The organism is Mixta calida (assembly GCF_002953215.1).
In the GTDB taxonomy this organism is placed as follows: domain Bacteria; phylum Pseudomonadota; class Gammaproteobacteria; order Enterobacterales; family Enterobacteriaceae; genus Mixta; species Mixta calida.
This window is the reverse complement of sequence record NZ_CP026378.1, coordinates 1523385-1549682: the sequence shown is the minus strand read 5'-3', so window position 1 is coordinate 1549682 and position 26298 is coordinate 1523385. Positions and strand designations below refer to the sequence as shown.

Annotated in this window: 23 protein-coding genes and 1 pseudogene; 11 read left to right on the top strand and 13 right to left on the bottom strand. The window is 57.7% G+C overall.

Translation table 11 applies throughout. The annotated features are described in order from the left end of the window. Nucleotides 1–6 precede the first annotated feature (6 nt). Nucleotides 7–729 (bottom strand): oxygen-insensitive NADPH nitroreductase, encoded by a 723-nt coding sequence (gene nfsA / locus C2E16_RS07325; protein ID WP_038627127.1) that lies wholly within the window; start codon nt 727–729, stop codon nt 7–9. Next, complete coding sequence (locus C2E16_RS07320) at nt 713–1003, bottom strand: DUF1418 family protein (RefSeq protein ID WP_038627128.1); 291 nt, start codon at nt 1001–1003, stop codon at nt 713–715. The genes nfsA and C2E16_RS07320 overlap by 17 nt, the downstream gene beginning before the upstream one ends. Before the next feature lie 203 nt (nt 1004–1206). Here C2E16_RS07320 and C2E16_RS07315 point away from each other — a divergent pair, with 203 nt between their 5' ends. Then, the gene (locus C2E16_RS07315) at nt 1207–1470 is read left to right on the top strand and encodes a GrxA family glutaredoxin (RefSeq protein ID WP_038627131.1); all 264 of its coding nucleotides are present in this window, start codon (nt 1207–1209) and stop codon (nt 1468–1470) included. Nucleotides 1471–1589: 119 nt separating this feature from the next. Here C2E16_RS07315 and ybjM read toward each other — a convergent pair whose 3' ends face one another. Beyond that, a complete protein-coding gene (gene ybjM, locus C2E16_RS07310; protein WP_038627133.1) occupies nt 1590–1961 on the bottom strand; it encodes an inner membrane protein YbjM in 372 nt (123 codons plus the stop codon). A gap of 290 nt (nt 1962–2251) precedes the next feature. Between ybjM and C2E16_RS07305 the strand changes: the two genes are divergently transcribed. The 4 genes from C2E16_RS07305 to C2E16_RS07290 all read left to right on the top strand — a co-directional run bounded on the left by C2E16_RS07305 (nt 2252) and on the right by C2E16_RS07290 (nt 7300). Beyond that, nucleotides 2252–3940, top strand: a complete 1689-nt coding sequence (locus C2E16_RS07305) for an aspartate:alanine antiporter (RefSeq protein ID WP_038627134.1) — start codon at nt 2252–2254, stop codon at nt 3938–3940. Between the two features lie 206 nt (nt 3941–4146). After that, entirely contained in the window at nt 4147–4884 is a 738-nt protein-coding gene (locus C2E16_RS07300; RefSeq protein WP_084970288.1) for a phosphatase PAP2 family protein, read from the top strand. Nucleotides 4885–4886: 2 nt separating this feature from the next. Next, on the top strand, nt 4887–5483 hold the full coding sequence (gene ybjG / locus C2E16_RS07295; RefSeq protein WP_038630068.1) for an undecaprenyl-diphosphate phosphatase: 597 nt from the start codon (nt 4887–4889) through the stop codon (nt 5481–5483). Nucleotides 5484–6013: 530 nt separating this feature from the next. Further along, nucleotides 6014–7300: an HAAAP family serine/threonine permease gene (locus C2E16_RS07290; RefSeq protein ID WP_084970289.1), complete on the top strand. Its 1287-nt coding sequence runs from the start codon at nt 6014–6016 to the stop codon at nt 7298–7300. A gap of 584 nt (nt 7301–7884) precedes the next feature. On the opposite strand, the gene C2E16_RS07285 is transcribed toward C2E16_RS07290, so the two are convergent. After that, on the bottom strand, nt 7885–9087 hold the full coding sequence (locus tag C2E16_RS07285) for a serine hydrolase (protein WP_081981817.1): 1203 nt from the start codon (nt 9085–9087) through the stop codon (nt 7885–7887). 252 nt (nt 9088–9339) lie between these two features. Here C2E16_RS07285 and C2E16_RS07280 point away from each other — a divergent pair, with 252 nt between their 5' ends. After that, nucleotides 9340–9996 (top strand): HAD family hydrolase, encoded by a 657-nt coding sequence (locus C2E16_RS07280; RefSeq protein ID WP_038627142.1) that lies wholly within the window; start codon nt 9340–9342, stop codon nt 9994–9996. A 39-nt stretch (nt 9997–10035) separates the two neighbouring features. Here C2E16_RS07280 and C2E16_RS07275 read toward each other — a convergent pair whose 3' ends face one another. The 3 genes from C2E16_RS07275 to C2E16_RS07265 all read right to left on the bottom strand — a co-directional run bounded on the left by C2E16_RS07275 (nt 10036) and on the right by C2E16_RS07265 (nt 13155). Further along, nucleotides 10036–11151, bottom strand: a complete 1116-nt coding sequence (locus tag C2E16_RS07275) for a PQQ-dependent sugar dehydrogenase (RefSeq protein WP_038627144.1) — start codon at nt 11149–11151, stop codon at nt 10036–10038. 519 nt (nt 11152–11670) lie between these two features. Next, entirely contained in the window at nt 11671–12093 is a 423-nt protein-coding gene (locus C2E16_RS07270) for a lysozyme inhibitor LprI family protein (protein ID WP_038627145.1), read from the bottom strand. 75 nt (nt 12094–12168) lie between these two features. After that, entirely contained in the window at nt 12169–13155 is a 987-nt protein-coding gene (locus tag C2E16_RS07265) for a Gfo/Idh/MocA family protein (RefSeq protein WP_084970290.1), read from the bottom strand. 208 nt (nt 13156–13363) lie between these two features. Between C2E16_RS07265 and rimO the strand changes: the two genes are divergently transcribed. Together rimO and C2E16_RS07255 are read left to right on the top strand one after the other, a co-directional pair. Then, nucleotides 13364–14695: a 30S ribosomal protein S12 methylthiotransferase RimO gene (rimO, locus tag C2E16_RS07260; protein ID WP_084970291.1), complete on the top strand. Its 1332-nt coding sequence runs from the start codon at nt 13364–13366 to the stop codon at nt 14693–14695. Nucleotides 14696–14837: 142 nt separating this feature from the next. After that, a pseudogene (locus C2E16_RS07255) lies at nt 14838–15548 on the top strand (DUF4225 domain-containing protein); the annotation flags it as partial. Here C2E16_RS07255 and C2E16_RS07250 read toward each other — a convergent pair. From C2E16_RS07250 to C2E16_RS07225, 6 genes are all read right to left on the bottom strand, one after another. Further along, nucleotides 15526–15858: a hypothetical protein gene (locus C2E16_RS07250; protein WP_084970293.1), complete on the bottom strand. Its 333-nt coding sequence runs from the start codon at nt 15856–15858 to the stop codon at nt 15526–15528. The pseudogene C2E16_RS07255 and the gene C2E16_RS07250 sit on opposite strands and share 23 nt — an antisense overlap. Before the next feature lie 206 nt (nt 15859–16064). Then, entirely contained in the window at nt 16065–16970 is a 906-nt protein-coding gene (gene gsiD, locus C2E16_RS07245) for a glutathione ABC transporter permease GsiD (protein WP_038627155.1), read from the bottom strand. 9 nt (nt 16971–16979) lie between these two features. Then, nucleotides 16980–17900: a glutathione ABC transporter permease GsiC gene (gene gsiC, locus C2E16_RS07240; RefSeq protein WP_084970294.1), complete on the bottom strand. Its 921-nt coding sequence runs from the start codon at nt 17898–17900 to the stop codon at nt 16980–16982. A 51-nt stretch (nt 17901–17951) separates the two neighbouring features. Next, nucleotides 17952–19490 (bottom strand): glutathione ABC transporter substrate-binding protein GsiB, encoded by a 1539-nt coding sequence (gsiB, locus tag C2E16_RS07235; protein WP_084970295.1) that lies wholly within the window; start codon nt 19488–19490, stop codon nt 17952–17954. A gap of 52 nt (nt 19491–19542) precedes the next feature. Next, nucleotides 19543–21402, bottom strand: coding sequence for a glutathione ABC transporter ATP-binding protein GsiA (gene gsiA, locus C2E16_RS07230; protein ID WP_038627161.1), 1860 nt, complete (start codon nt 21400–21402; stop codon nt 19543–19545). A gap of 9 nt (nt 21403–21411) precedes the next feature. Continuing rightward, a complete protein-coding gene (locus C2E16_RS07225; protein WP_038630069.1) occupies nt 21412–22365 on the bottom strand; it encodes an isoaspartyl peptidase/L-asparaginase family protein in 954 nt (317 codons plus the stop codon). 240 nt (nt 22366–22605) lie between these two features. Here C2E16_RS07225 and moeA point away from each other — a divergent pair, with 240 nt between their 5' ends. The 3 genes from moeA (at nt 22606) to C2E16_RS07210 (ending at nt 26266) form a co-directional block, all read left to right on the top strand. Beyond that, the gene (gene moeA, locus C2E16_RS07220) at nt 22606–23838 is read left to right on the top strand and encodes a molybdopterin molybdotransferase MoeA (RefSeq protein ID WP_084971470.1); all 1233 of its coding nucleotides are present in this window, start codon (nt 22606–22608) and stop codon (nt 23836–23838) included. 1 nt (nt 23839) lies between these two features. Further along, nucleotides 23840–24604 (top strand): molybdopterin-synthase adenylyltransferase MoeB, encoded by a 765-nt coding sequence (moeB, locus tag C2E16_RS07215; RefSeq protein WP_104951456.1) that lies wholly within the window; start codon nt 23840–23842, stop codon nt 24602–24604. Nucleotides 24605–24673: 69 nt separating this feature from the next. Continuing rightward, nucleotides 24674–26266, top strand: a complete 1593-nt coding sequence (locus C2E16_RS07210) for a sensor domain-containing diguanylate cyclase (protein ID WP_244947398.1) — start codon at nt 24674–24676, stop codon at nt 26264–26266. Nucleotides 26267–26298 lie beyond the last annotated feature (32 nt).

The following is a 26298-nucleotide window of genomic DNA, read 5'->3' as shown; positions in this document are numbered from 1 at the left end:
CTGAAATTACCGCGTTGCCCAACCCTGCTTGTGCAGGTAGTCGAGAATAAAGGGACGGCTTTCACGCACGATGGTGCGACGAATATGGTTGCTGAAATTGTCGCTGCGCTGGTTGCTGTCGCGCTGCTGATAATAGGCTTCCAGCTCACGATCGTAGGCGTCCAGCTGCACTGGATCGAGCGGATGATAGCGATTTTCATGCACCAGCATGCTGGCGGGCATGCGCGGCTTCAGATCGGGCTCCTGCTGCGGCCAGCCGAGGCACATGCCGAACAGCGGCAGCACATGCTGCGGCAGGCCGAGCAACTCGGTCACCTGCCCGATGCTGTTGCGGATGCCGCCGATATAGACGCCGCCCAGTCCGAGCGACTCGGCGGCGATCATCGCGTTCTGTCCCATAATCGCCGTATCGACGCAGCCCAGCAGCAGCTGTTCCGCCAGACCGAGCTGCGCCTCAGGACAGATTTGCAGATTGCGCTGAAAATCGGCGCAGAACACCCAGAACTCCGCCGCCTGCGCCACATAATGCTGGCCGCCGGTCAGCGTCACCAGCTGTTCACGCAGCGCCTTGTCGGTAATACGAATAATGGATGAGCATTGTAAAAAGCTGGACGTGGAAGCCGACTGCGCAGCGGCGATAATCGCCTCACGCTGTTCATCGCTAATCGGTTGATCGGTAAAAGCACGAATCGAACGATGCGCACGTAACAGTTCAATGGTCGGCGTCATGTGAATCTCCGGTAGGTTTCGATGAGGCATCGTCGCGGCGGCGGCCGAAAAGCTCAGGCGCGATAGCCTGCGCCATGCGCCACATCAGCGCGACGGCGGCGGGCAGCATCAGGACAATGCCGGTAAAAATCAGCGCGGTGGCGATGCGCCGGCCGGACCAGCCGACAGGCAGCGCCACCAGATGCTGCACAAGTAGAAAAGCCAGAATCAGCAGCAGGATGCCGACAGCTTCCAGCGCCAGCACCGTTTTAGGCAACTGCAGAGCACGTTTCACCGGATTTCTCCCTTTTGGCATCCCGCAAACGAAACGGGGGTTTCATATTAAAGCGTAACTGGCACAATGACGCATAGCCTGTATGCATTGTAGCAACAGGCACAGCCTTCTTTACAGAGGGGAAGGCCCGGCGCGATGATGCGTTCAGCTAGCTTAAAAGTGTGACATAATTCACACAAAAATGAGAGACAAAGGAGATAACGATGCTTGCAGTGATTTTTGGCCGTCCCGGCTGCCCCTACTGCGTACGTGCGAAAGATCTGGCGGAAAAGCTGACCGCAGAGCGTGAAGACTTCAACTTCCGCTACGTTGACATTCAGGCGGAAGGCATTACCAAGAAAGATCTGGAAGAGAAAGTCGGTAAGCCGGTAGAAACTGTGCCGCAGATTTTCGTCGATACCCAGCACATCGGCGGCTTTACCGACTTCAACGCCTGGAGCAAAGCGAACCTGGGCGTCGCGCTGTAAAGGTAAATCAGCGGCGTAAAAAACCGGCCCGCTCAGGCGCGCCGGTTTTTTTATGCGTCTGACGCGCCATCGCGACAGCGGGCTTAACGCAAGATCGTGGCGCTGGCCTGGCCAACGCGTCAGCGCGTTGTGCGCGAGGCGGTCAGGGTACGCCACAGCATCACCAGCAGCGCGCCGAAGCCGCACCAGAATATGGCGCTGGTCAGCCAGGCCAGCTCCTGCAACAGCGACTGAGAAATAAACGCATGACTGAAGCCGATCAGCAGGCAGCACGGCGTCGCCGCCAGCGCCGCCAGCAGCGCGTGGCTCAGCGGCGTCCGACGATTTATCAACGCCGCGACCAGGCCCGGCAGCATAAACAGCAGCAGCCCGGTCTGCTCCGAAGAGTAGCCAGACGTGTCTTCGCCGCTATAGCGCGCCAGCAGGAAGGTCGCGCAGTAAAGCGTCATACAAATCATTACGCCCGGCCAGCGGACGCCATACAACAGCATAGAATTTCCTCATTTATTTCTGCTACCCAGGACCGTCAAAAAAATAAGCGTTTCTGAAAAAGCTGTTAAACAATTAACAGGAAAAAGTTAATAAATATTTTGTTTTTACTCTGGCTTTCTACTGGAGGTCTGAAGAATAAATGAATAAAATAAGCGCCACTTTACATATGCCCCTGAATATCGCTTTCCGGACGGGCCACTGCCCGGTCCATCATCGCGCTTACAGGAAATAACGTTAGCCTGGAAATTCAGGTCTTTCAACAAGTTACTGGTAAACAAGAAGTTAATACGTGAATATAAACGTCGCAGATTTGTTAAGCCGTAATGATATTTTGTTATTATTCGTCGTGCTGGCTTTAGGCCTCTGTCTGGGTAAATTACGCCTCGGCTCGGTGCAACTGGGTAATTCCATTGGTGTTTTAGTGGTTTCGCTTATACTGGGCCAGCAGCACTTTGGCATTAATACCAATGCGCTGAGTCTGGGCTTTATGCTGTTTATTTTTTGCGTAGGCGTCGAGGCCGGGCCCAATTTCTTCTCTATTTTTTTCCGCGACGGCAAAAACTACCTGATGCTGGCGCTGGTGATGGTCAGCAGCGCCATGCTGCTGGCGCTGGCGCTGGGCAAAGCGTTCGGCTGGGATATCGGCCTGACGGCGGGGATGCTGGCGGGCGCAATGACCTCTACGCCGGTGCTGGTCGGCGCCGGCGATACGCTACGGCAGTCAATGAGCGACAGCCCGCTGCTCGGCCAGATGCAGGATCACCTCAGCCTCGGCTATGCCCTGACCTACCTGGTCGGCCTGGTCAGCCTGATCTTCGGCGCCCGCTACCTGCCGCGCCTGCAGCATCAGGATCTGCCTACCTGCGCGCAGCAGATCGCCCGCGAACGCGGTCTCGACGCCGACAGCCAGCGAAAAGTCTATCTGCCGGTGATCCGCGCCTACCGCGTCGGTCCTGAACTGGTCGCCTGGGCGGACGGAAAAAATCTGCGCGAGCTGGGCATCTACCGCCAGACGGGTTGCTATATCGAACGTATCCGCCGCAACGGCATTCTGGCCAGTCCCGACGGCGACGCGGTGCTGCAGTTGGGCGATGAAATTTCGCTGGTGGGCTATCCCGACGCCCATGCGCGTCTCGATCCCAGCTTCCGCAACGGTAAAGAGGTGTTCGACCGCGATCTGCTCGATATGCGCATCGTCACCGAAGAGATCGTGGTGAAAAACCACAATGCGGTCAACAAGCGTCTCAGTCATCTGAAGCTGACCGATCACGGCTGCTTCCTTAACCGCGTTATCCGCAGCCAGATTGAGATGCCGATCGACGACAGCATCATGCTGAATAAAGGCGACGTGCTGCAGGTCAGCGGCGAAGCGCGCCGTGTAAAGAGCCTTGCCGATCGCATCGGCTTTATCTCTATTCACAGTCAGGTGACCGACCTGCTCGCTTTTTGCGCCTTTTTTATCATAGGTCTGATGATCGGCATGGTGAGCTTCCAGTTCAGCGCCTTCAGCTTCGGCATCGGCAACGCCGCCGGCCTGCTGTTCGCCGGCATCATGCTGGGCTTTCTGCGTGCCAACCATCCAACCTTCGGCTATATCCCGCAGGGCGCGCTGACGATGGTGAAAGAGTTCGGCCTGATGGTGTTTATGGCCGGCGTCGGACTCAGCGCCGGCAGCGGCCTGGGGAAAGGCCTGGGCGAAACCGGCCTGCTTATGCTGGTGAGCGGCCTGGCGGTGAGCCTGCTGCCGGTGGTGCTCTGCTACCTGTTCGGCGCCTACGTGCTGCGCATGAACCGCGCCCTGCTGTTCGGCGCCATCATGGGCGCGCGCACCTGCGCCCCGGCGATGGAGATTATCAGCGATACCGCGCGCAGCAATATCCCGGCGCTGGGCTATGCCGGAACCTACGCTATCGCTAACGTTTTACTGACGCTGGCGGGCACGCTGATTGTAATTATCTGGCCGGCGCTGGGCGGCTAAAAAATATTTTATTTTTTGTGCGAACTTCTTTCATGGCTGGCAGTCTCAATATGTGCCACTGCTTTTCTTTGAAATCCCCAAATTGTGGAGCCCGTTAATCTCTGATTAGCGGGTTTTTTTATGCCTGCTTTTCGTCGCCTTCTCTTAATGTTTTCTTAAGGACCGATCGTCACTATAGCCAGCCTGTTCCCTTTGCAGGCACGGTCATGCAACTGACATCAAAGTTAAACCAACCCGCAACATCCCCTCCGATTAGGATTAAGGCGCTTTACCCTTTGCCGGGACGCTTCTACGCTATCCATGCTGTTTTTCTGGCGGTTTTGGGCCTGCTGTTTTTGTGGCTGGCGCGCGACGGGAGCCTGGATATGGCGCTGACCGGTTACTGGTTCGATCCCATGACGCAGCAATTTCCCTGGAAGGATAACCGTTGGCTGGATCTGATCAATCATCGCCTGTTGAAGGATATCGTCATTGTCATCGGCGTTGCGCTGCTGCTGGCGGGCCTGATTCGTCGTCAGCCGCGCTGGGTGCTGGTAGCGCTGTTGATCGGCGTCGGGTCGCTGGCTGTGGGCGTGTTGAAAGCGACAAGCGCGCACTCCTGCCCCTGGGATCTGGTGCAGTTCGGCGGTAAAGCGTTCTCTTATCCGCTGCTCGGCGCCGTGCCGATGGAAAGCGGGCCTGGGCGTTGTTTTCCCGGTGGGCACGCCTCAAGCGGCTTTAGTCTGATGGCGCTGTTTTTTCTTTACTGGCCGACGCGTCCCAGAATGGCCTGGCTCTGTTGGGGCGGCGCAATCGCGCTGGGTTTAGTGATGGGTTATGGCCAGATGATGCGCGGCGCGCACTTCCTTTCCCATAATTTATGGTCTGGCTGGTGGGTTTGGCTGGCGCAGTTGTTGGTTTATGGGTGTGTAACGCGCCTGACAGATAAGACGAGGAAGATATAATGATGGAAGAGTTGAACCGGACGCTGTTTCTCTGGATCAACGCCACGCCGGACTCTCCGGCCTGGTTACTGGAACTGGCGACGTTTATCGCCAAAGATTTAATTGCCATTGTCCCGATGCTGATTGTCGCGCTGTGGCTCTGGGGACCGCATAGCGGCATTCGGGAGCTGGTCTTGAAAACCGGCATCGCCCTGCTCTATGCGCTGGCGATCTCCTGGTGCGTCGGCCAACTGTTCCCTCACCCGCGCCCTTTTGCCATTGGTTTTGGACACCAGTTCCTGTCGCACGCGCCGGATGATTCTTATCCCAGCGATCATGGCACCACCATTTTCACTTTTGCGCTGGCGTTTATCTTCTGGCACCGCCTCTGGTCGGGCGTGCTGCTGCTGGCAATCGGCATCGCTATCGCCTGGTCGCGCGTTTTTCTCGGCGTTCACTGGCCGATGGATATGCTGGGCGGGCTGCTGGTAGGAGTACTGGGCTGTCTGTTTTCGCAGATGGCCTGGCCCTGGTATGGCCAACCTTTAATGAAACTCCTGCATCAGATTTATCGTCTGCTTTTTTCCCTGCCGATCAGAAAAGGCTGGGTACGTAATTAATCTCCCCTTCTGACGGGTCTGTTTTACAGGCCCGTTTTTTTTATTCATTCCTGTTTGATCTTATTTCACGTTGTTTACGATCTATTGCGCAAAGACGAGCCGTTTAATGAAAATTAAACTAATTTGTTGCGCAAACTGTGTAAATTCAAAGCGAGCATCATTTCAATTATTTGTTTTTAAAGAAATTAATAAAACAATCGCACAAAAAACAAACAAATCACCTCGCTATTTACAACCAGACATTAAATAAAAAAACAGCTTTATCCTCCATGATTAACAACAAACTTAGAGAATTAAATTAAAAATAATTAAACATCCAGATTATCGAACCTAACTTATTCTCCGCATTGTGATCCTAATCACCTATTAGTGGTATCGCGGTACTTTTAACTTATTTTCATGATGGTAGAGTGTGCCGCGAAAACGGGGTATCCCCAGGACACTATTTGTTTACCGGCGGTGAATAACTGCGCTCGCATAGCCGAACGCCGACGGTTTTTTATATTCATTCGTTACTCATGGAGATGGTAATGGCCTCACAGCAAACCGCAATCCAGACCGGACAGGCGACAACACACGCCAGCAGCTGGCGCAAAACCGATACCATGTGGATGTTGGGACTTTACGGTACGGCGATTGGCGCCGGCGTACTCTTTTTGCCGATCAATGCCGGCATCGGCGGACTGGTGCCGCTGATTATTATGGCGCTGCTGGCTTTCCCGATGACTTACTACGCGCACCGCGGCCTCTGCCGTTTCGTGCTGTCGGGCAGCAAGCCAGGCGAAGATATCACTGAAGTGGTAGAAGAGCATTTCGGCATCGGCGCCGGCAAGGTGATTACGCTGCTCTACTTTTTCGCCATTTACCCTATTCTGCTGGTTTACAGCGTAGCGATTACCAATACGGTAGAGAGCTTTCTGACCCACCAGCTGCACATTCAGGCGCCGCCGCGCGCGCTGCTGTCGCTGCTGTTGATCGTCGGTTTGATGATGATTATCCGCTTCGGGAAAGAGGTGATTGTAAAAACCATGAGCCTGCTGGTTTTTCCGTTTGTCGGCGTGCTGATGCTGCTGGCGTTCTGGCTGATCCCGAACTGGAGCACGGCGATTTTCCAGGAGGCTTCTTTTAGCGGCAACGGCGGCAACCTGCCGATGACGCTGTGGCTGGCGCTGCCGGTGATGGTGTTCTCTTTTAACCACTCGCCGATTATTTCCGCCTTTGCCTTAGCGAAGCGCGAGGAGTATGGCGAAGAGGCTGAACGCAAATGTTCACGCATTCTGGCGCTGAGCCATGTGATGATGGTGCTGACGGTAATGTTTTTCGTCTTCAGCTGCGTGCTGTCTCTTTCGCCGGCGCATCTGGCGGAAGCGAAAGCGCAGAATATCTCCATCCTCTCCTATCTCGCCAACCACTTTAATACGCCGATGATGGCGTGGCTGGCGCCGATTGTGGCGATGGTAGCGATCACCAAATCGTTCCTTGGTCACTATCTGGGCGCGCGTGAAGGCTTTAACGGGTTGATCATCAAGTCGTTGCGCAGCCGTGGCAAAAGCATCAGCGAGAATAAGCTGAACCGTCTGACCGCGCTGTTTATGCTGGTGACCACCTGGCTGGTGGCGACCTGGAACCCAAGCATTCTTGGTATGATCGAGACGCTGGGCGGTCCGATTATCGCGGTGCTGCTGTTCCTGATGCCGATGTACGCCATCAATAAAGTGCCGGCGATGCGTCGCTACAGCGGCGCCCTGAGCAACATTTTCGTGGTGGTTATCGGAACGATTTCTATCTCCGCTATCATCTGGTCGCTGGTGGGATAAGCTGCGGCGTCAGAAGTAAAAAGGTCGGCATTGCCGGCCTTTTTGCTTTTTGGCCGTTGGGGTTGCGGGATTGGGTGTGTGAGGGAGAAGGCGCCTGCGTGATCAAGCGGCTGAGGGAACAGGCGCCTGCGTGATCAGGTGGCCGAGGGAGCTGGCGCCTGCGCAGGGAGGAGAGGCCGATCGTAAAGACGCAATCCGTCATCCCTGACAGCTCGTCCCGCGCCTTCCCTGGCGCGGGACGCTTTACTCCCCGACCTCTCCTCCCCGCGCCTTGCGTTCGGCGTCGTTTGTCAGAATGCCCGGTCAGGCTTGTTGCTGATAAATTTCAATGAAGCCTGCGGTAAGAATGGCAAATAACAACTGGTGATAATGCCGGAGAAGGTAAAGCTCTGATCGGGCTGAACGGTAAATGATCGCTGGTTATAAGTTCTGAAAGGGTAAAACTCTGGTCGGGCTGAACGGCAAATGGCCGCTGGCTATAACCCTGAAAAGTTAAAACCTCGGCCGGGCTGAACGGCAAACTGCGTTTGTGTCAGGCGCGATAAAAAAGGTCGGCAGCGCCGACCTTTTTTGCCTGGCTGTTGTTACGAGAACCACTTCCCGAACCAGCCGTTGAACTTCATCATCACGAAATCGACGATGCGGCTAAAGAAGCCGCCTTCCTGCACCGGCTCCAGCACCACCAGCGGCCGTTGCGCAACGGTTTTGCCATTCAACTGAAAATCGATGGTGCCCACCGGCTGATACTTTTTCAGCGGCGCCTGCAGCTGCGGCGCGCTCAGGGTGAAGCTCGCCTTCAGGTTTTTCATCTGCCCTTTCGGGATCGTCAGCGCGACATCTTTCTCCACGCCCAGATTCACTTCTTTGCTGTCGCCAAACCAGACGCGCTGCTGCGTAAAGGGCGCATTAGCCTTGATGGGTATCACCGTTTCAAAAAAGCGAAAGCCCCAGGTCAGCAGCTTTTCGCTCTCGCGGAAGCGAATCGCATCCGTTTTTGCGCCCATCACCACGGAAATCAGGCGCATATCGCCTTCGGTGGCGGAAGCCACCAGGTTATTGCCGGCGCCCGCCGTATGGCCGGTCTTAATGCCGTCGACGTTAAGATTGCTGCTCCACAGCAGGCGGTTGCGGTTGCGCTGGGTAATATTATTGAAGGTGAACGACTTCTCTTTATTCAGCGCGTATTCTTCCGGCACGTCGCGGATCAGCGCCTGGCCGATCAGCGCCATATCGCGCGCGGTGCTGTACTGCCCTTCCGCATCCAGGCCGTGCACAGTTTTGAAGTGGGTGTTTTTCAGGCCCAGCGCGCGGACATAATTGTTCATCAGCCCGACAAAGGCATCCTGACTGCCCGCCACGTAATCGGCCAGCGCGATGCTGGCGTCGTTACCCGACTGAATCACTATGCCTTTATTCAGCTCCGATACCGGAATGCGGTCGCCGGGCTTGAGGAACATCAGCGATGAGCCTTTCAGAATTGGATTGCCGGTGGCCCAGGCGTCCTGCCCGACGGTTACCATATCGTCGCGGGTGATTTTGCCGCTTTTTAGCGCCTGGCCGATAACGTAGCTCGACATCATTTTCGTCAGACTGGCGGGATCGAGCCGATCGTCAGCGTTAGCTTCCGCCAGCACATCCCCGCTGGCGTAATCCATCAAAATCCAGGATTTCGCCTCAATCTGCGGCGCGGCGGGCGCCTGCTCGGCGTTAACAACAACAGGAAGCAGCATCAGCGTGCCGCTTATCGCCAGCGTACAAAGGCCAGCGTGAAGGCGCATTTTTTTCATGATGGAATCGAATAACCTGTAGAAATATCATAAGTTTCATAAAGATATGAAACGCAGCATCCTACGCTAACCTGTCGGAGCAGCGATTAAAACCGCTGCTGCGTAAAGTTATTTAGAGTTTGGTAGAAAAATCTTATTCTGGCGTCCGATTCGCTATCTCTTAAATGCGCCTGATTCTGATTTTGCCTGAAATAGCTAAGACGATCACAAAACTCCGCTAACCTGAAGAAAATGGGTCTGAGGAGAATCATCGTGGATTTAGCGCTTTTCGATCTGGATAAAACGCTGATTTGTGCAGACAGCAACAGCCTGTGGATGCGCTGGCTGGTATCGCAGGGCTATGCGCCCGAAACGCTGATCGCTGAAGAAGAGGCGCTGATGGCGCAATATTGTCAGGGCGCGCTGTCGCTGGAAGCCTATATGAGCCGGACGCTGGCGCCGCTGAGCGGGATGGGCACCCTGACGGTCAACGGCTGGGTACGCCGCTTTATTCACCGCGATATTATGCCGCGCGTCTACCCCGCCGCACGCGAGCGTCTCGCCTGGCATCAGCAGCGCGGCGACACCATTATGCTGATCTCCGCCAGCGGCGAACATCTGATGGCGCCGATTGCGCAACGTCTCGGCGCGCACGGCGCGCTGGCGGTGGGCGTAGAGATTGTCGACGATCGCTACAGCGGCGCGCCGTGCGCGGTGATGGCGTGGCGGGCAGGCAAGGCGACGCGTCTCGCCGACTGGCGCGCGCTGCAACAGGAAAACCGCTTCCAGCAGACGTGGGCCTACAGCGATTCCATCACCGATCTGCCGCTGTTGGCGTTGGCGGATCACGCCTGCGCCGTCAATCCCGACGCGCAGCTGCTGGATGAGGCGCGACAGCGCGGCTGGCAGGTCGCCCACTGGGAAAAATAGCGCGCGCGCCTGAACCCGGCGCCGGGGTTCAGGCGCGTTTTACGGTTGCAGGCCCACTTTCAGCAGTTTGCCGTCGCGTTCGTCGGTCAGCACGTAGAGATAGCCATCCGGCCCCTGACGCACGTCGCGAATGCGCTCGCCGCGATCCTGCAACAGTCGCTCCTCCTCTATGACCTTGTCGCCGTTCAGGCTAAGGCGAATCAGATTTTTTTCCTTCAGCGCGCCGATAAACAGCGAATTTTTCCACGGCTGGAAGCGGGCGCTGTTGTAAAACGTCATGCCGCTGATCGCCGGTGAGTTTTTCCACCAGTAGATGGGCTGCTCGGTGCCCGGCGCTTCGCCGCCTTTGGACTGCGGCACTTTCTCGCCGCTGTAGTCGATGCCCCAGGTGGCGATCGGCCAGCCATAGTTTTTGCCCTTTTCGGGAATATTCACCTCATCGCCGCCGCGCGGACCATGCTCGCTTTCCCACATTTGCTGCGTCCAGGGATTCAGCGCCAGCCCCTGCGGATTGCGCAGGCCATACGCCCAAATTTCCGGGCGCGCATTGTTGCGGCCGACAAAAGGATTATCTTCCGGCACCGAGCCATCCGCTTTCAGGCGCACCAGCTTGCCTTGCAGCTTATCGAGATCCTGCGCAGTCTCGCTCTGGAAATTATCGCCAAAGGCGATCCAGAGATACCCTTCGCGGTCAAAGGCGAGACGGGTGCCGAGATTCGCGCCGCTGGAAAGCTTCGGCTGCTGGCGCAGCGCCACATTGAAATTCGTCAGCTGGCGATTGTCTTCGCTCAGTTTGCCGTAGCCGACCACCGCGCCGACGCGTCCGTTATCATCCGCTTCGGTATAGCTGATCCAGACGCGACGGCTTTGGGCGAAATCGGGCGCCAGCGCCACATCCAGCAGGCCGCCCTGCCGCTGGCTCCAGACCTCCGGCACGCCGCTGATGGGCGGCGACAATCCTTTTTCCGGCTGCCACAACCGCAGCGCGCCTGCGCGTTCAGCGATCAATAAACTGCGATTGTCCGGCAGAAAGGCCAGCGACCAGGGGTGATCGAGTTTGTCCTGTAACTGCTGCACCGTAACCTGCGCAGCCAGCAACGGCGTTGAAAACAGTAAGGCTCCGCTTAACGCCAGTAAAATCAATCGACGAGACATAACGCGCTCCTTGTGGGATTAGTCCAGGTTAACTGTAGCAGCAATGCGCAGGCTCGCCGCTTCCCTCCAGCGCAGCAGCCGAAGCTGGCGCTGCATCCTTTTCCATAGTGCCAGGAAGAAGGCTCTCCAGCTTTGCTCTGACTTTTCACTCCCAGCTGCATCCAGCCTTTCAGACTTCTTTTGTGAGTTTTTTCACGCTTTTCACTTTAAAGACGCCAGAAACTTGTCTGAAAGTGAAAGCAAACTAATATTTTATAAGGCGTTAATATTTACATTTCCCTGGTGTTTGGCCCGTCTCGCTGGCGGGCTATTTTTTTCCGCTTCGCTATCTCCGCGATTCTGCTTTGATAATTAATGTATCCTGAAAGCTGTTCCCGGATTCCTCTCCGGTATTTTGTTTAGCAAGAACAACTCTATAGATATGCATATAAGAAAGCTTATTAATATTTCCGTCAGTAATCATCCTGTCCGTTTCTGTCTCTGCATTGCGGCGACATACCCACTGACAGGCGCGGCGGATTATCCCTCTTCTCCCGCAAGATTGGTGCTGACGCGCAGCCTGTAAAGATCGATGGCTTTATCACGGATGATATTCATTTTCGATTCCGCCGCCACCAGCGGCCAGATGGTGCCCTGCTGCTGCTGATAATACGTGGCGATCGCCGCGTTATAGCCATCCCGATACTGGAGCCAGCTGCGCTGCGCCGCTTTTATCTGCTGGCGAAAGCGCTCCGGCTGATCTTTTATCAGCAAGCGATACTGAGTATTCAATTCGCTGTCCCACTGCTGGGTTGCGGTTTGATAGCACTGCGCGTTATCAAGCGTGGTATTCGCCTGCATCTTGCACTGTTGCAGCTGCTTATCGATGCTCTCTCCCGGCTGCTGCGCCTGCGCCAACATCGGCAGCAGCAGCGGAAGCAGCAGTAACGGCAATCGTTTCATCGGTTCACCTTATGTTGAGTTAGCGCCCTTTATTCAGGCGTCATGCGGGCCGTTGCCGCGCGGTTGAGGCCGTCGCTATTTCGCCGCCGTATCCTGCTGCTCAAACGGGAAACGGATGCCCCAGCGCTGACGTATATCGGTCATCAGCGCCACTACATCCTGGGTCAGGTAATGCAGCGGATTACCGCCTTCAGCGATATAGCGTTCAACGTTCAGGATTTCATATTGCAGGGCGCGTGCGGTTTCACCCGCCTCGACGGTTTCCGTTGCGCCATCCGCGAAGCTAATTGTCGCCCGCTGCGCGCGCGGGAAATCCTCTACGGTGATAAAGCCCTTTTCACAGGCGATAATGCCGCGCTTCGGCATTTTGGCGCGAAACGCCAGCGAGATAGCGACCAATTCCTGCTGCGAGTTTTGCAGCAGAATGCCGCACTGCTCATCCACGCCGGTACTGAATGGCGTAACGGTAGTGAACAGATTGTCCGGCTGCGCCGACAGGAAGTAACGCGCGAACGACAGCGCGTAGGTGCCGATATCGAGCAGCGCGCCGCCGGCCAGCGCTGGATTGAAAAAACGGTTTTCAGGATCGGGTTCTTTCACCGTGCCGAAGGAAACCTGGATCGTCTTCACCTTACCCAGCCGTCCACTCTCCAGCGTTTCCTTAAGCTGATGAAACAGCGGCATATGGAACAGCGTCATCGCTTCGGCCACGATCAGTTTTTTCTCTGCCGCCAGCCGATCGATTTCATCCAGCTCCATGCTGCTGACCGTAATCGCCTTCTCCACCAGCAGATGCTTGCCATGCTCCAGCGCCAGCTTCATCCACGTGAAATGGCTGGCGTGCGGCGTGGAAATATAGACTGCGTCAATATGCGGATCGGCCAGCAGTCGTTCGAAGTTATCATCCACTCGCTCAATACCGTAGCGTTGCGCAAACGCCTCTCCCCTTTCCCGGTTGCGCGCGCCCACCGCGTACACTTTTCTCCCGAGCGCTTCCATAGCGGCAGCAAACTGATGGGCAATCGCCCCCGGCCCGATAATCGCCCATGTTAATGGTTTCATTCTCTTTTCCTTTTCTACTGTCCGAACGCTAAGTGTAGACAGCTAAAAAGTCCGGCGCGCCGTAAAGGATTATCGGTGGGCAGTTTATGCCGCATGGCTGTGCGTGCGCGATGGGCTATTTTTCCCCTCCGACCAGCAAACATAACGGTGTAAATTTCGTTTCGATCTCATTAAAATCGCGCGCATTAAAACAATTGAGTGATGTCGCATGTCCCATACTAAAACGTCCGCCGCGCCGCGCGTTGGCTTTGTTTCGCTCGGCTGCCCGAAAAACCTGGTGGATTCCGAACGCATTTTGACTGAACTGCGCACTGAAGGTTATGAAGTCGTGCCGCGCTACGATGATGCAGACGTGGTCATCGTCAACACCTGCGGCTTTATCGACAGCGCGGTGCAGGAGTCGCTGGAAGCGATCGGCGAAGCGCTGAACAGCAACGGTAAAGTGATCGTCACCGGCTGCCTCGGCGCCAAAGAGGATCAGATCCGCGAAGTGCATCCGAAAGTGCTGGAGATTACCGGCCCACACAGCTATGAGCAGGTGCTGTCACACGTTCATCGCTACGCGCCGAAGCCGCAGCACAATCCGTTCCTGAGCCTGGTGCCGGAACAAGGCGTGAAGCTGACGCCGCGCCACTACGCTTACCTGAAAATTTCCGAAGGCTGCAACCACCGCTGTACCTTCTGCATCATTCCGTCGATGCGCGGCGATCTCGACAGCCGTCCGATCGGCGAGGTGCTGGATGAGGCGAAGCGTTTGGTTTCCGCCGGAGTAAAAGAGCTGCTGGTGATCTCGCAGGATACCTCCGCCTACGGCGTAGATGTGAAACACCGCACCGGCTTCTGGAACGGCTCGCCGGTGAAAACCAGCATGGTCAGCCTCTGCGAACAGCTGGCGAAACTGGGCGTCTGGGTGCGTTTGCACTACGTCTACCCTTATCCGCACGTGGACGAGGTTATTCCGCTGATGGCGGAAGGCAAAATCCTGCCCTACCTCGATATTCCGTTACAGCACGCCAGCCCTCGCATCCTGAAGCTGATGAAGCGTCCTGGGGCGGTTGAGCGCACGCTGGAGCGCATCAAGCGCTGGCGTGAAATCTGCCCGGAAATCACCCTGCGCTCGACCTTTATCGTCGGCTTTCCCGGCGAAACGGAAGAAGATTTCCAGATGCTGCTCGACTTCCTGCAAGAGGCGCGTCTGGATCGCGTCGGTTGCTTCCAGTACAGCCCGGTGGAAGGCGCGACCGCCAACCAGCTGCCGGATCAGGTGCCGGAGTCGGTGAAGCAGGAGCGTTACGATCGCTTTATGCAATTGCAGCAGCGCATTTCCAGCGAACGCCTGCAGGAAAAAGTGGGCCGCGAGATTCTGGTGATGATCGACGAGGTGGATGAAGAAGGCGCCATCGGCCGCAGTATGGCTGACGCGCCGGAAATCGACGGCGCAGTCTACCTTAACGGCGAAACGCAGCTGAAAGCAGGCGATGTGGTGCGAGTAAAAGTCGAACATGCCGACGAATACGATCTGTGGGGCAGCAAGGTCTGACCGATTAGCCCGACAGTAAAAAAGCGCGTCCCGGCGCTGAGGGATCGCCAGTAATGGGCGGGTAATAAAGGACGGGCATAGAAAAATATGATCTCCTGATTGTGCCAACAATTAAGGCGATCGCTTCTATGCCGTTCCCTCATTATCAGCGTTCCATCTCACAGATAGTATCACCAGGATAAAGTTCATCGAGGAAATTAAAGGATTTATTGAACAACAGTTTACCTCCGCTCGACGAGCAAAATCAGACGAAGAGTGTCTGACTTGCGTAAAAAACCTGAGAACAGAAATTGAAAATCTTCAGGAACAAGACCGGCTGTTACGTATGAAAGCCGTAAAGCTTTACGCAAAAGTCGAGTTCGTCAGGAAAAATAATAAAATTGTTGGGTATGTGATTTCCGCTGTAAATGTGGTGCTTGCTGGTATGGAAATCGCGGTAGGCATGACGCTTATCAGCACCATGACACCGCTGGGTGTTTTGGCGGGTGCTGTGCTTGTTACTGACGGAACGAACGGCATAAGCAAAGAAGTGGCGCATTACGTGCAGGGCAATAAAGCATCGGAAGGACTGGTGGCAGACGCGGCTATGTCCACCGCTGAATTCATGGGCTTTAGCCCCAAAAGCGGTCTGGCGGCATACAAGACAATCTCCCTCGCGGCCAATGCATACAGCATTTTTGGACTGTTGCGACGCCCAGGAACGTGGCGCTTATTTCGATACTTACCCACCGATTATTATCGAAAAGTCAGCACAATGAGTCAGCCAAAATTAACGATGAAAATTGTGGGCTACGGCGTTAAAGCGAAAGTGATATTTGATCTAATGTCTGTTACTGATGCCGCCCAGAATTAACCGCCATCATTTTACGATACCGCCAGGATTTATATGCAAGCCTGGCAGGGGCCAAAAACCAGACAAAAGACAGCACAATAGCCAGAGTAATAGTCAGCGTGACGACGGTGTCTTTGGCCGCCATTATCAGCGTAAGAACAAAAACGATTAACGAAACGACAGAAATCCATCTTGAGGCTATGAAGCGGTTAGACAGATCATGAATGACTGAATCGAGTGAGCCGCCGTGATTTTCAATATTGTTCTTGAGCTTTTGTACTTCTTTTTGACTGAAGCCCGACTTTAAAAGCAATTCTTCACTTGTTGTCATTCTTTCATCCCTAATTAACCATCACCTGCCCCAAACAAATCAGCCTGTGCTTTCCCTGCAAAGCCCTGTCATCGGATCCTTTCCTTAAACATCCCAAATGATTAAAACACCTTACCTGAACAGTTTCCAGTCGACCGCATGCGGAAGCACACTTGTCCCACCAGCGAAAAACAGCCCCGATATACGGGGCTCTGTCTTTACAGATATCAACTCTTCAGCTTCGGATCGAGCGCGTCGCGCAGGCCGTCGCCCAGCAGGTTGAACGCTAGCACCGTCAGGAAAATCGCCAGGCTGGGGAAGATCGCCACGTGCGGCGCCATCACCATATCCGCCCGCGCCTCGTTCAGCATCGCGCCCCACTCCGGCGTCGGCGGCTGCGCGCCAAGTCCAAGGAAAGAGAGGCTGGCGGCGGTAATGATCGACGTGCCGATGCGCATAGTGAAATAGACCACGATCGACGATACCGTACCGGGCAAAATATGGCGCACAATAATCGTCCAGTCCGAAGCGCCGATGCTGCGCGCCGATTCGATAAAAGTCTGATGCTTTAACACCAGCGTATTGCCGCGCACCAGACGGGCGAAAGCGGGCACGCTGAAAATCGCCACCGCGACAATCACGTTGGACATGCCGCTGCCCATGATCGCCACCACCGCAATCGCCAGCAGAATGCCGGGAAAAGCGAACAATACGTCGCAGATGCGCATAATGATGCGATCCCACCAGCCTTCGTAGTAGCCCGCCAGCAGGCCGAGCGCGGTACCGATCACCGTGCCGATCGCCACGGAAAAGAAGCCCGCCAGCAGCGAAATGCGCGTGCCGACCAGCACGCGGCTGAAGATATCGCGCCCCAGCGAATCGACGCCGAACCAGTGCATGGCGGACGGCCCTTCGGTGAGCCGGTCGTAGTCGAAATAGTTCTCTGCATCGAACGGCGCCACCCACGGGGCGATAATCGCCAGCACAATCAGCGCCAGCACGAATACGCCAGCCACTAGCGCCACATGCTGACGACGAAAGCGCCGCCAGAACTCGCGCCACGGCGTGCGCACTCCGTCGTTGCGTTGCAGAGGCATTGCCTTCAAAGCCGCTTCACGTCGCCAGTTGTTCATCGCAGCTCCTTATTTGTAGCGTATGGCGGGATTGATAGCGGCATACAGCATGTCCACAATCAGGTTGATCAAAATAAACTCCAGCGAAAACAGCAGCACCTCCGCCTGAATCACCGGATAGTCGCGCATCTCCACCGAATCCACCAGCAGGCGTCCCAGCCCTGGCCAGTTAAACACCACTTCCACCACAATCGAGCCGCCCAGCAGAAAGCCAAACTGCAACCCCATCATGGTGACCACCGGAATCATGGCGTTGCGCAAGCCATGTTTCACTAACACCCGCGATTCGCGCACGCCCTTCGCGCGCGCGGTGCGCATGTAGTCCTCCTGCATCACCTCGACGAAAGAGGCGCGGGTGAAGCGCGCCATAATCGACGCCACCGCCGCGCCCAGCGTCACCGACGGCAGGATATAGTGCCGCCAGCTGTCGGCGCCGACGGTCGGCAGCCAGCCCAGCTCGACGGAGAAGACCTGCATCAGCAGCATGCCCAGCGCGAAGGCGGGAAAAGAGATGCCGGAGACCGCCAGCGTCATGCCGATGCGATCCGGCCAGCGGTTGCGCCAGACGGCGGAGACGATGCCGATCGCCATACCGAAAATCACTGACCAGATCATGCTGGTCAGCGTCAGCCAAAAGGTTGGCATAAAGCGCGAGGCGATCTCCTGCGATACCGGCCGTTTCGAGACCATCGAAGTGCCGAAATCGCCCTGCAGCGCGTTAATCATAAAGTGCCAGAACTGCTGCGGCAGCGGTTGATCCAGCCCCAGCTCCTGGCGCACCAGATTGACTACCGTCGCATCCGCTTCCGGCCCGGCCACCAGCCGCGCCGGATCGCCCGGCAGCAGATGCACAAACAGAAAGACCAGTACCGCCACAATCAGCAGCGTTGGAATCAGGCCCAGCAGGCGTTTAAGGAAATAGTTCAGCATGCGTTTCCCTGCGCCGCAGACGCCGGCCGGTATAACCGGCGTCTGCGAACATTACTTCAGATCGGCTTCATCAAAGTTAAATGAGGTATCCGGCATCACGTAGAACCCGGTAAGCGATTTGGTGTTCGCTGAGACCAACTTCTCTACCACCAGCGGCACCCACGGGCGATCGTTCCAGATGCGATCCTGCGCATCTTTATACAGCTGCGCCTTTTTCGCCTTATCGGTGGTTTTCAGCGCGTCGCTGAGATCTTTATCCACCTGCTCATTGCTGTAGAACGCGGTGTTAAAGATGGTCGGCGGCCAGGATGAGGTGGCGAACAGCGGCGTCAGCGCCCAGTCCGCTTCGCCGGTGGAGGCGGACCAGCCGGTGTAGAACATGCGCACGCCGCTCTCTTTCTGCCCTTTGCCTTCGACTTCCGCCGCGCGTTGTCCGGCGTCCATCGCGGTGACTTTCACCTTGATGCCGACCTGCGCCAGTTGCTGCTGGGTAAACTGCAACACTTTCTGCGCGGTGCTGTGGTTATGAGAAGACCAGAGCGTCGTGCTGAAGCCGTTGGGGTAGCCCGCCTCTTTCAGCAGCTCGCGCGCCTTTGCCGGGTTGTATTCAAACGGCGGATAGCTCTGCGCATACTCAATCGACGGCGGCACAATGCCGGTCGCTGGAGTGGCGTAACCGGCAAAAGCGACCTTAGTCAGCGCCTGACGGTTAATGGCGTAGTTGATCGCCTCACGTACTTTCGGATTATCAAACGGCTTCTGCGTCACGTTCAGGCTGATATAACGTTGCATGATCGAGGGCGAACTGACCAGATCCAGCTTGCCGTTTTGCTCCAGCCGCTTCGCCTGCTCGTAGGGAACCGGGAAGGCGAAGTTAGCCTCGCCGGTTTGCAGCATCGCCGCGCGGGTGTTGTTGTCGACAATCGGACGCCAGGTGATGGAATCCAGCTTCGGATAGCCTTTTTTCCAGTAGCCATCCCACTTCTTCACCTTCACAAAATCGGTCTGATTCCAGGTGACAAACTCATACGGCCCGGTGCCGACCGGATGGAAGCCGATCTCTTTGCCATATTTTTTCAGCGCCGTCGGCGAGATCATCGCCGCCGCCGGGTGCGCCAGAATATTGATAAAGGCGGAGAACGGCTGCTTCAGAGTGATTTTCACCGTGGTGGGATCAATCACCTCGGTGGTGGCGATATGCTTAAACAGGTTGTAGCGCTTAAGGTGGTTATCCTCGTCGCTGGCGCGGTCGAGGTTGACCTTCACCGCTTCGGCGTTGAAGTCGGTGCCGTCCTGGAACTTAATGCCGGAGCGCAGCTTGATAGTCCAGGTCAGGCCGTCCGGGCTGGCCTGATAGCTTTCCGCCAGCACGTTCACCAGCTTCATATCTTTATCGAAGCCGAACAGCCCCTGATAAAAAGATTTCGCCACCGCCTGCGACAGCGTGTCGTTGGCGTCGTACGGATCGAGGGTGGTGAAGTTGGAGCCGACGGCGATAACCGCATCCTTCGCCGCCCAGGCGGGCGCGGCGGCGACGGCGCCGAGCAGGCCGGCCGTCAACAGCCATTTGCGTGAGGTCTGAATTGTCATAATGCTTATTCTCCTGTAGTCCCTGTCTGAGTTATGCAAAAGCCGGGCCCGCTCAGGCGCCGCTGATGGTGTGACGGGCGACGTAGTGCCCATCGCCTACTTTGATTAACGGCGCGACGGCAGGCTCGTCACCTGGCGCGCGCAGCGGGCTGGGCAGCTCATCCACCAGCAGCGCGCGTTCGCGGCGTCGGTGTCCCGGATCGGCTACCGGCACCGCCGCCATCAGCTTGCGGGTATAGGGATGCTGCGGATTTTCAAACACCGCCTGCCGCGGGCCGATCTCCACAATCTGTCCGAGATACATCACCGCCACGCGATGGCTGATGCGCTCCACTACCGCCATATCGTGCGAAATAAACAGAAACGCGATGCCGAATTCACGCTGTAAATCGAGCATCAGATTAACGATCTGCGCCTGTATCGAGACATCCAGCGCCGACACCGATTCATCGGCGATCACCACTTTCGGGTTGAGCGCCAGCGCGCGGGCAATGCAGATACGCTGCCGCTGTCCGCCGGAAAACTCGTGCGGATAGCGACGGGCGTGTTCCGGCAGCAAGCCCACCTTTTCCAGCAGCCAGGCGACGCGCTTTTCCGCTTCGGCGCGCGACATCACCTTATGAATCAGCAGCGGCTCCATAATCGAAAAGCCGACGGTAAGACGCGGATCGAGCGAGGCGTACGGGTCCTGAAAGATAAACTGGATATCGCGGCGCAGGTGCGACAGCTGATGCGGCCGCAGGCGATCAATGCGCTGGCCGTTAAAGGTAATGCTGCCGCCCTGGCTTTCCACCAGACGCAACAGCGAGCGGCCGGTGGTCGACTTGCCGCAGCCCGACTCTCCCACCAGCGCCAGGGTCTCGCCCGCATGCAGATCGAAGCTGACCTTCTCCACCGCATGCACCCGCCACTTCACGCGGTTCAGCAGGCCGGCGCGAATATCGAAACGGGTTACCAGGTCGCGCACCTGCAAAATGGGCTGTTCCTCGCGCCGCACCGTATCGGGCAGCATTTCCCGGCTCTCCTGTTCGCCCGGCAGCGGAAACTTGCGCGGCAGCGGCTGACCATGCATCGCGCCGAGGCGCGGCACCGCCGCCAACAGCGCGCGCGTATAAGGCTGCTGCGGCGCGCTGAACAGCGCGGCGGTGTCGTTGCTTTCCACCACCTCGCCGCGGTACATCACCTGAACGCGATCCGCCATCTCCGCCACCACGCCCATATCGTGAGTGATAAAAATCACCCCCATTTCCATCTCTTTTTGCAGCACGCGGATCAGTTGAAGGATCTGCGCCTGAATGGTGACGTCCAGCGCCGTGGTCGGCTCGTCGGCGATCAGCAGCGCCGGGCGGCATGAGAGCGCCATGGCGATCATCACGCGCTGGCGCATGCCGCCGGAAAGCTGATGGGGAAAGCGGGTCATGACGTTTTGCGCTTCGGGGATGCGCACCAGATCGAGCATCCGCCGCGCCTCCGCCAGCGCCTGCTGGTGGCTTTTGCCCTGATGCAGCCGCACCGACTCGGCGATCTGTTCGCCGACCGGAAACACCGGATTCAGCGAAGTCATCGGCTCCTGAAAAATCATTGCCATATCAGCGCCGCGAATGGCGCGCATCTGCGACTGCCGCAGCCGCGCCAGATCGACGACGGAATTATCGCGCCGCCGTAGCCACAGCTCGCCGCTCTCCAGGCGCCCGCCGCTCTGTTCGATCAGGCGCATCAGCGCCAGCGAAGTCACTGATTTCCCGGAGCCCGATTCGCCAACCAGCGCCAGGGTTTCGCCGCGCCGCACCTCCAGCGAGAGCTGGCGCACCGCCTGGGTCACCTGGCCCTGCTGCGTGAAGCTGACGCTGAGATCGCGCACCGCCAGTACGCTGTCGTCCGCCAGCATGAAGGGGGAAGAAGGTTCTGTCATGGCGGCTCCTTAGCGTGTCCGCCAGATATCCACTACCGGACTTTCGCCCGCATAGCCGTAGCCGCGATACATGCCTTCGGTGTTGAACGGCATGGCGATATTGCCGTCGGCGTCGATGGCGATCAGGCCGCCGCTGCCCTCCAGCGTGGGGATTTTATCGTGAATCACGTGCGCGCATGCCTGGCGCAGACTGTAGCCGCTGTATTCCATCAGCGCGGCGACGTCATAGGCGGCCAGGGTGCGAATAAAGACTTCGCCAGTGCCGGTGCAGGAGACCGCCACCCGCCTGTTGCTAAAGCAGCCGGCGCCCGGCAGGGGCGAATCGCCTACGCGCCCTGGCCGCTTATTGGTCATGCCGCCGGTCGAGGTGGCGGCGGCAAGGTTGCCTTCGCCGTCGCACGCTACGGCGCCGACGGTGCCCAGCTTGCGGTCGGCGTCGAGCGGGGCCGCTTGCGCCGCGCCGTCGTGATCCAGCAGCGTCTGCTGCGACGCCAGCGCGCGCTGTAGCTGCTGCCAGCGCTCGTCGGTCGAGAAGAAATCGGGCGCCACCTGCTCCAGCCCCTGTTCAAGGGCGAACTGTTCCGCGCCCGCGCCGCTCAGTAAAACGTGCGGGCTGTTTTCCAGCACCGCGCGCGCCGCCAGCACCGGGTTGCGAATGCGCGCCACGCCTGCGACTGCGCCCGCGTTCTGCGTGCGGCCATCCATAATGCAGGCGTCGAGTTCGTGCGTGCCGTTGTGGGTAAAGACGCTGCCTTTCCCGGCGTTGAACAGCGGGCACTCTTCCAGCAGACGCACCGCCTCCGTCACGGCATCCAGCGCGCTGCCGCCCGCCGCGAGGATCGCCTGTCCGCTGGCGACAATGTTGCTTAACGCCTCCAAATAGCGTTGTTCCTGCCCGGCGCTCAGCGCTGCGCGTGCAATCGCTCCCGCGCCGCCGTGAATGGCAATAGCTGCTCTGCCCATCATGCGTTTACCCTGTGTTCTGAATCCGCCGGAAACGGCTGAGATGATGTGATGTTATGATTTTTCGGCAAATTTTGACTATAGGTAGCCATGAAGACGATGTAAAGCAGAAAGCCCGGCACGCTTTAATAACAAAGCGTTATATCTCATAACCAAACTTAACCCACACGCGGACAGGATGATCGTTGGGCCGTTTCGCGCCATAATAGGCGCCATCCGTCATTTCTGGCCGGAGGCCAAATGGAAAGTTTTACTGCGGGACTTATCTCCCTTGAAGACGCCCGGCAAAAAATGCTGGCGCAGCTGACGCCGCTGACCGACAGCGAACGTCTTTCAATTTATACCGCCGCAGGCCGCATCACCGCCGCGCCGGTAGTGTCGCCGCTCAACGTGCCGCCGTTCGATAACTCGGCGATGGATGGTTATGCCGTGCGCCTGAGCGATCTCAACGGCGACGCGCTGCCGGTCGCCGGGAAAGCTTTCGCCGGCGCGCCCTTTAACGGCGACTGGCCCGCAGGCAGCTGCATTCGCATTATGACCGGCGCGCCGGTGCCCGCGGGCGCTGAAGCGGTGGTGATGCAGGAAGAGACCGTGCCGGAAGGCGACCGCGTTCGCTTTACCGCCGGGGTGAAGGCGGGACAGAACATTCGTCGCGCCGGTGAAGATATTCGTCAGGGCGATAGCGTGCTGGCGGCGGGCGTGCGGCTGGGCGCGGCGGAACTGCCGCTGATCGCCTCGCTGGGCATCGGCGAGGTCGAGGTGCTGCGTCGGCTGCGCGTGGCGATTTTCTCCACCGGCGATGAACTACAGCCGGTCGGCGAACCGCTGGCGGCGGGTCAGATTTACGACACTAACCGCTTTACCGTGCGCCTGATGCTTGACGCGCTCGGCTGCGAGGTGATCGACCTCGGCATTATCCGCGACGATCCCGACGCGCTGCGCGCCGCCTTTGTGCGCGCCGACAAAGAGGCGGACCTGGTGATCAGCAGCGGCGGCGTCTCGGTTGGCGAGGCGGACTATACCAAAGCGATGCTGGACGAGCTGGGAGAAATCACCTTCTGGAAGCTGGCAATCAAACCCGGCAAGCCGTTCGCCTTCGGCCGCCTGAGCAAAAGCTGGTTCTGCGGGCTGCCGGGCAATCCGGTTTCCGCCGCCGTCACCTTCTATCAGCTGGTGCAACCGCTGCTGGCGAAGCTGAGCGGACTGCAAGGCTCTGCGCTGCCGCCGCGTCAGCGCGCGCGCGCCGTCACCCGTCTGAAAAAGTCGCCGGGGCGCCTCGATTTCCAGCGCGGCGTGGTGAGTCGCGGCGAAGATGGCGAACTGCAGGTCGCCAGCACCGGGCATCAGGGCTCCCATGTTTTCAGCTCTTTCAGCCAGGCCAACTGTTTTATCGTGCTGGAGCGCGATCGCGGCAGCGTGGAGCCGGGCGAATGGGTGGAGATCGAACCTTTCAATGCTCTGCTGGGAGGCTGAGATGCTGCCTGAGCTGACTGACGAAGAGACCCTGCGCTATAACCGCCAGATCGTGCTGCGCGGTTTCGATTTTGAGGGCCAGGAACAGCTGAAAGCCGCCAGCGCGCTGGTGGTGGGCCTGGGCGGGCTGGGCTGCGCCGCCAGCCCTTATCTGGCATCGGCCGGCGTCGGCACGCTGACCCTGCTCGATTTTGACGTGGTGTCGCGCTCCAACCTGCAACGTCAGGTGCTGCACAGCGACGCGGAGATCGGCGCGCCGAAGGTGGAATCGGCGCGCCGACGGCTGACGCAAATCAATCCGCTGATTCAGCTGCGCGCGGTTAACGCCCGGCTGGAGGATGACGATCTGGCGGCGCTGATCGCGCAGCATCAGGTGGTGCTGGATTGCAGCGACAACGTGGCGACGCGCGAACAGCTGAACCGACTCTGCCATCAGCACCGCGTGCCGCTGGTCTCCGGCGCGGCGATCCGCATGGAAGGCCAGATCAGCGTCTTCAGCTGGCAGGATGAAAATCAGCCCTGCTACCGCTGCCTCAGCCGACTGTTCGGCGGCGAAGCTCTTAGCTGCGTGGAAGCGGGCGTGATGGCGCCGCTGGTGGGCGTGATCGGCGCATTGCAGGCAATGGAGGCGATCCGTCTGCTGACGCGCTACGGGGCGCCGGTCGCTGGCAAACTGCTGATGTACGATGCGATGACGTTGCAGTTTCGTGAAATGAAGGTGGCGAAAGATCCCGCCTGCGAAGTATGCGGCCACGGCCAGCCCTGAAACGACGCCGCCCGCCTCTGTTGCGCTTGTTACTCAGCAGCTTTTCCTTTCCCTGGTTATATTTGAAGCATGGATAATGGAAAAAAGAAGCAAGCGCACGTAATGAACGCAGAGAGCGACAGCGCGTCAAAACCCGTGCTGCGCCAGATGATGCTGGTGTTTCTGTTCGTCATCAGCAGCGCGGTCATCGCTATTGACAGCTGGACGCTGTGGAACAGCTGGCAGCGCACGTTGCACATTACGGAAGAAAACGCGCGCAACTTATCGGTTTCCCTTTCACGTCAGGCGGAAGATACCTTTCTCCAGATCGATCTGACGCTACGCGACATCCGCGACCGCATCGATGACAACGGCATTGCGTCGCAGCTCGACTATCTGCGCCAGCTGCTGCATACGCGCAAGGCGGCGCTGCCGCCGCTGGATAACATCGTGATTTACAATGAGGAGGGCCAGCCAATGGTCGCCTCCGATAGCGCGCTGCCGCTCAATAGCAATAACGCCGACCGGGAATATTTCCGCTTTCACCGCGACTCTGCCGAAAGCCAGCTGCATATCGGCGATGTGATCCGCAGCCGCATCAACGGCCATATGATTATCCCCGTCTCCGCCCGTCTCAACTATCCCGATGGCCGTTTTCGCGGCGTGGTGATGGCCGGTATCCGCCTCGACTATTTTCGCCAGGTATACGATTACTACAATCTGGGCGATCGCGATCTGATGGCGTTAATGAAGGCGGATGGACATCTGCTCTATATTCGTCCTTACAGCGATGCGTTGATCAACCAAAACATCTCTTTAAGCCCGCTGTTTACCGACCTGTTGAAAAACACCGCCAGCGGCGCGGCGGTCTATCGGGCGGCGGTGGACGGGCGCGCGCGTATTTTTGGCTACGCCAGTCTGAAAAGCTATCCGCTGGTAGTAACGGCGGGCTACGACCGCCAACAGATCAGGCAGGACTGGATCGCCGATTCTATCAGCTTTGTGCTGTTGAACCTGGTGCTGCTGGCGCTGCTGTTCGTGCTGGGCTTTATTATTCTGCATCATATCCGGCTGAATCTGCGCAACCAGCTGGAGCTCACGCGCGTGCGCGATCAGCTTACCTGCATGAATCGCACGTTGCAGGGTCTGGCGATGCTTGACGGCCTGACCGGACTGGCCAACCGCCGTCAGCTGGACTGGTTTCTGCCGCGCGCGATGGAGCGCGCGCTGAAGCTGCGTACGCCGTTGACCATCATGCTGATCGATATCGACGCCTTTAAAGCCTACAACGATAACTACGGTCACCTGGCAGGCGACGAATGTTTGCGTCAGGTGGGCGCCTGTCTGAAGCAACAGTTGCAGCACAGCGAAGACTTTGTCGCCCGCTACGGCGGCGAAGAATTTATTATCGTCGTCGCCGATAAGACGCAGCCGGAGGCGCATCTGTTAGCGTTGCAGACGGTACGCGCGGTAGCGTCGCTGGCGCTGCCCCATGAGAAAAGCAGCGTGCCGGAAAAGGTGGTGACCATCAGTATTGGCATGCACTGGCAGCCGCGCGTGCTGCCCGTCACCACGCCTGCCGCGCTGATCGCTCAGGCGGATGCGGCGCTCTATCAGGCCAAACGGCGTGGAAAAAATCAGGTGTGGGTCAGCAATATGCCATCGATCGTGCGGGAAAAATAAGGCCGCCCGAAAAGGCGGCCCTGGGGAGAGCG